The sequence below is a fragment of the Streptomyces sp. NPDC049577 genome, assembly GCF_040675635.1.
In the GTDB taxonomy this organism is placed as follows: Bacteria; Actinomycetota; Actinomycetes; order Streptomycetales; family Streptomycetaceae; genus Streptomyces.
Genome location: NZ_JBFAPH010000491.1, coordinates 1 through 3393 on the forward strand (window position 1 = coordinate 1; position 3393 = coordinate 3393).

Consider the following 3393-nt stretch of genomic DNA (forward strand, 5'->3'; position numbering starts at 1 on the left):
GGTGAGCGGTGACACCAGTGGGTCGGCCCGGCCGTGCCCGGCTCGTACGTCCCGACGCCCTCGCCGGAGATCTCGCTGTCGCCGAGCGAGACCAGCGAGGTCTTGCGCGCCCCGAGCGGACGCTCCGCCGCGTCTCCGTAGAGCTTGACCGACTCCGCGGCGCGGATCTTCTCCAGCTCCGGCGTCAGGGGGGTCGAGGCGGTGGCGCGGGTCTCCGCGTGGGCGGCCGGTCCGGTGGCGGCCATGCCCCCCAGCGCCGCGGCGAGGGCCGCGACGCCGGCGAGCGCACAGCGCAGGGTGGGTCTGCGTGTCATGAAGCCTCCCCGAAGTTCTGTTGTTACCCGCGGTATTTACTAGTCGGTTGTGGCTTTGGGAACAGGACGGACGAGACAAACGATTTGTTTGTCAGGAGGTAGTGAGTGATGAGCGAGAGCGAGCGGTACCGGACCGAGCACGACTCCATGGGCGAGGTGCGGGTCCCCGCGCACGCCAAGTGGCGTGCCCAGACCCAGCGGGCCGTGGAGAACTTCCCCGTCAGCGGACAGCGCCTGGAGCGCGCGCACATCGAGGCGCTGGCCCGCGTCAAGGCGGCGGCCGCGAAGGTCAACGCTGAGCTCGGCGTCATCGACGCGGACCTGGCGGCGGCCGTCCAGGAGGCGGCGGCCGAGGTCGCCGAGGGCCGCTGGGACGACCACTTCCCCGTCGACGTCTTCCAGACCGGCTCCGGCACGTCCTCGAACATGAACGCCAACGAGGTCATCGCCACCCTGGCGAGCGAGCGCCTGGGCCGTGCCGTGCACCCCAACGACCACGTCAACGCGAGCCAGTCGTCCAACGACGTCTTCCCGTCCTCCATCCACATCGCCGCCACGGCCGCCGTGACCCGCGACCTCGTCCCCGCCCTCGAACACCTCGCGGCCGCGCTGGAACGCAAGGCGGCCGAATTCGCGGACGTCGTCAAGTCCGGCCGGACGCATCTGATGGACGCCACGCCCGTGACGCTCGGTCAGGAGTTCGGCGGCTACGCCGCACAGGTGCGGTACGGCGTCGAGCGGCTGCGCGCCTCGCTGCCCCGGCTCGCCGAACTGCCGCTGGGCGGCACGGCCGTGGGCACGGGCATCAACACGCCCCCCGGCTTCTCCCCCGCCGTCATCGCCGAGGTCGCCCGCACGACCGGACTGCCGCTGACCGAGGCCCGCGACCACTTCGAGGCGCAGGGCGCCCGGGACGGCCTGGTGGAGACCAGCGGGCAGCTGCGGACCATCGCCGTCGGCCTCACCAAGATCGCTAACGATCTGCGCTGGATGGCCTCCGGCCCGCGCACGGGCCTGGCCGAGATCGCCCTGCCCGACCTCCAGCCCGGCTCCTCGATCATGCCGGGCAAGGTGAACCCGGTCGTCCCCGAGGCCGTCCTGATGGTCGCCGCCCAGGTCATCGGCAACGACGCCACCGTCGCCACGGCGGGCGCCGCCGGCAACTTCGAGCTGAACGTCATGCTCCCGGTGATGGCCAAGAACCTCCTGGAATCCGTGCGCCTGCTCGCCAACGCGTCCCGCCTGCTCGCCGACCGCACGATCGACGGCATCACCGCCGACCGGCAGCGCGCCCGCGAGTACGCGGAGTCCTCGCCGTCGGTCGTCACCCCGCTCAACCGCTACCTCGGCTACGAGGAGGCCGCGAAGGTCGCGAAGAGGTCCCTCGCCGAACGCAAGACGATCCGCGAGGTCGTCCTGGAGTCCGGCTACGTCGAGAAGGGCCTGCTCACGCGCGAGCAGCTGGACGAGGCGCTGGACGTGCTGCGCATGACGCGGCCGTGAACCGGGGGCCCGGGAGGGGCCGGCCCGCGGGGGCCGGCCCGGGCGCGGACCGGCCGGCCCACTGGCCTATACCTATTGCGGCGCACGTCACGGCGCATACCCGCCCTCCGCGCCTAAGATCTGCGCATGGCAGCGGAGACGAGTGACATGACAGGACCCGCCCACTGGGCGCCCGGAGATCACATCCTCTGGCGCTACCGCGGCAATGCCAGCGCTCAGGTCCACATCTGTCGCCCCGTCACCGTCGTGCAGGACACCGACGAACTGCTCGCCGCCTGGATGGCGCCCGGCACCGACTGCGTCAAGCCACAGCTCGCCGACGGCACGCCCGTGCACCAGGAGCCGCTCGCGACCCGGTACACCAAGCCCCGCAGCACCGCGGTCACCCGCTGGTTCGGCTCGGGGGTGCTCAAGCTCGCGAGACCGGGCGAGCCCTGGTCGGTCTGGCTGTTCTGGGACGTCGACTGGGGCTTCAAGAACTGGTACGTCAACCTCGAGGAGCCGCTGCGCCGCTGGTCCGGCGGCGTCGACTCCGAGGACCACTTCCTCGACATCGCCGTCTACCCCGACCGCCGCTGGGAGTGGAAGGACGAGGACGAGTTCGCGCAGGCCCAGCGCGTCGGCCTGATGAGCGCCGCGCAGGCGGCCCGGGTGCGGACGGCCGGGCGCGCGGCGGTCGAGCTGATCGAGGCGTGGGGCGCGCCCTTCGCCTCCGGCTGGGAGCGCTGGCGGCCCGACCCGGCCTGGACGGTCCCGGAGCTCCCCGAGGACTGGGACCGCACCCCGGCCGGCCTCCCCGCCTGAGCCGCTGCGCGCGTCCTCCTCGGAACGTCGCCGTGAATTGCTTGCCGTCGCCCCGCGGGACAACCGTAGGATCGGCCTCCGCGATACTGCACGGCGAGAACGGCACGGCGAATACGGCACGGCACGGCACGAGACACCACAGAAGAAGCGAGAAAGGGCGGAGCCGTGAGCGGTGACGACCAGCGGGAGTACGACGGCTACGCCCGGTTAGGGCTGGACCGCAGCGGACAGGCCGAGGCGTTCGACGCCATCGGCGACCGCTACGACGAGGCCTTCCCGCACAAGGACGGCCAGATCGAGGCCGGTGCCTGGCTCGCCGGCGCGCTGCCGCCCGGCTCCCGGATCCTGGACGTCGGCTGCGGCACCGGACTGCCGACGGCCCGTCAACTGGTCGACGCGGGGCACCGGGTGGTGTGCAACGACCTCTCGCCCGGCATGCTGGACCTCGCCCGCGTCAACGTGCCGGAGGCCACCTTCCACCTGGGGGACCTGGCCGAGCTGCGCGACGGCCGGCTGGGCAGCTTCGACGGGATCGCCGCCTTCTTCTCCCTGCTCATGCTGCCGCGCGCCGAGATCCCGCACGCGCTGCGGATGCTGCACGGGCTGCTGAGACCCGGGGGGCTGCTGGCGCTCTCGATGGTCGAGGCCGACGTGGACGACTTCTCGATGCCGTTCCTGGGCAACAAGGCATGGCCATGGGGCTCCTCGAAGCGGTTCGGGGGTGCTGTCGAGGGCGTAACGCTAGCCGCGGCGCGGGGCTGACGCGGCGTGT

At 72.1% G+C, this 3393-nt stretch carries 3 protein-coding genes and 1 pseudogene; 3 read left to right on the forward strand and 1 reads right to left on the reverse strand.

What is annotated here, in order from left to right:
• Nucleotides 1-314 (reverse strand): annotated as a pseudogene (locus tag AB0K09_RS31560) (hypothetical protein); the annotation flags it as partial.
• A 108-nt stretch (nt 315-422) separates the two neighbouring features.
• Between AB0K09_RS31560 and AB0K09_RS31565 the strand changes: the two are divergent.
• From AB0K09_RS31565 to AB0K09_RS31575, 3 genes are all read left to right on the forward strand, one after another.
• A complete protein-coding gene (locus AB0K09_RS31565; protein ID WP_366068820.1) occupies nt 423-1817 on the forward strand; it encodes a class II fumarate hydratase in 1395 nt (464 codons plus the stop codon).
• Nucleotides 1818-1943: 126 nt separating this feature from the next.
• Nucleotides 1944-2621, forward strand: coding sequence for a DUF402 domain-containing protein (locus tag AB0K09_RS31570; protein ID WP_366068821.1), 678 nt, complete (start codon nt 1944-1946; stop codon nt 2619-2621).
• Between the two features lie 165 nt (nt 2622-2786).
• Nucleotides 2787-3383, forward strand: coding sequence for a class I SAM-dependent methyltransferase (locus tag AB0K09_RS31575; protein WP_366068822.1), 597 nt, complete (start codon nt 2787-2789; stop codon nt 3381-3383).
• Nucleotides 3384-3393 lie beyond the last annotated feature (10 nt).

Bases quoted from the DNA above. Each gene is read 5' to 3' on its own strand.
- AB0K09_RS31565 (WP_366068820.1), top strand. From the start codon at position 423: ATGAGCGAGAGCGAGCGGTACCGGACCGAGCACGACTCCATGGGCGAG.
- AB0K09_RS31570 (WP_366068821.1), top strand. From the start codon at position 1,944: ATGGCAGCGGAGACGAGTGACATGACAGGACCCGCCCACTGGGCGCCC.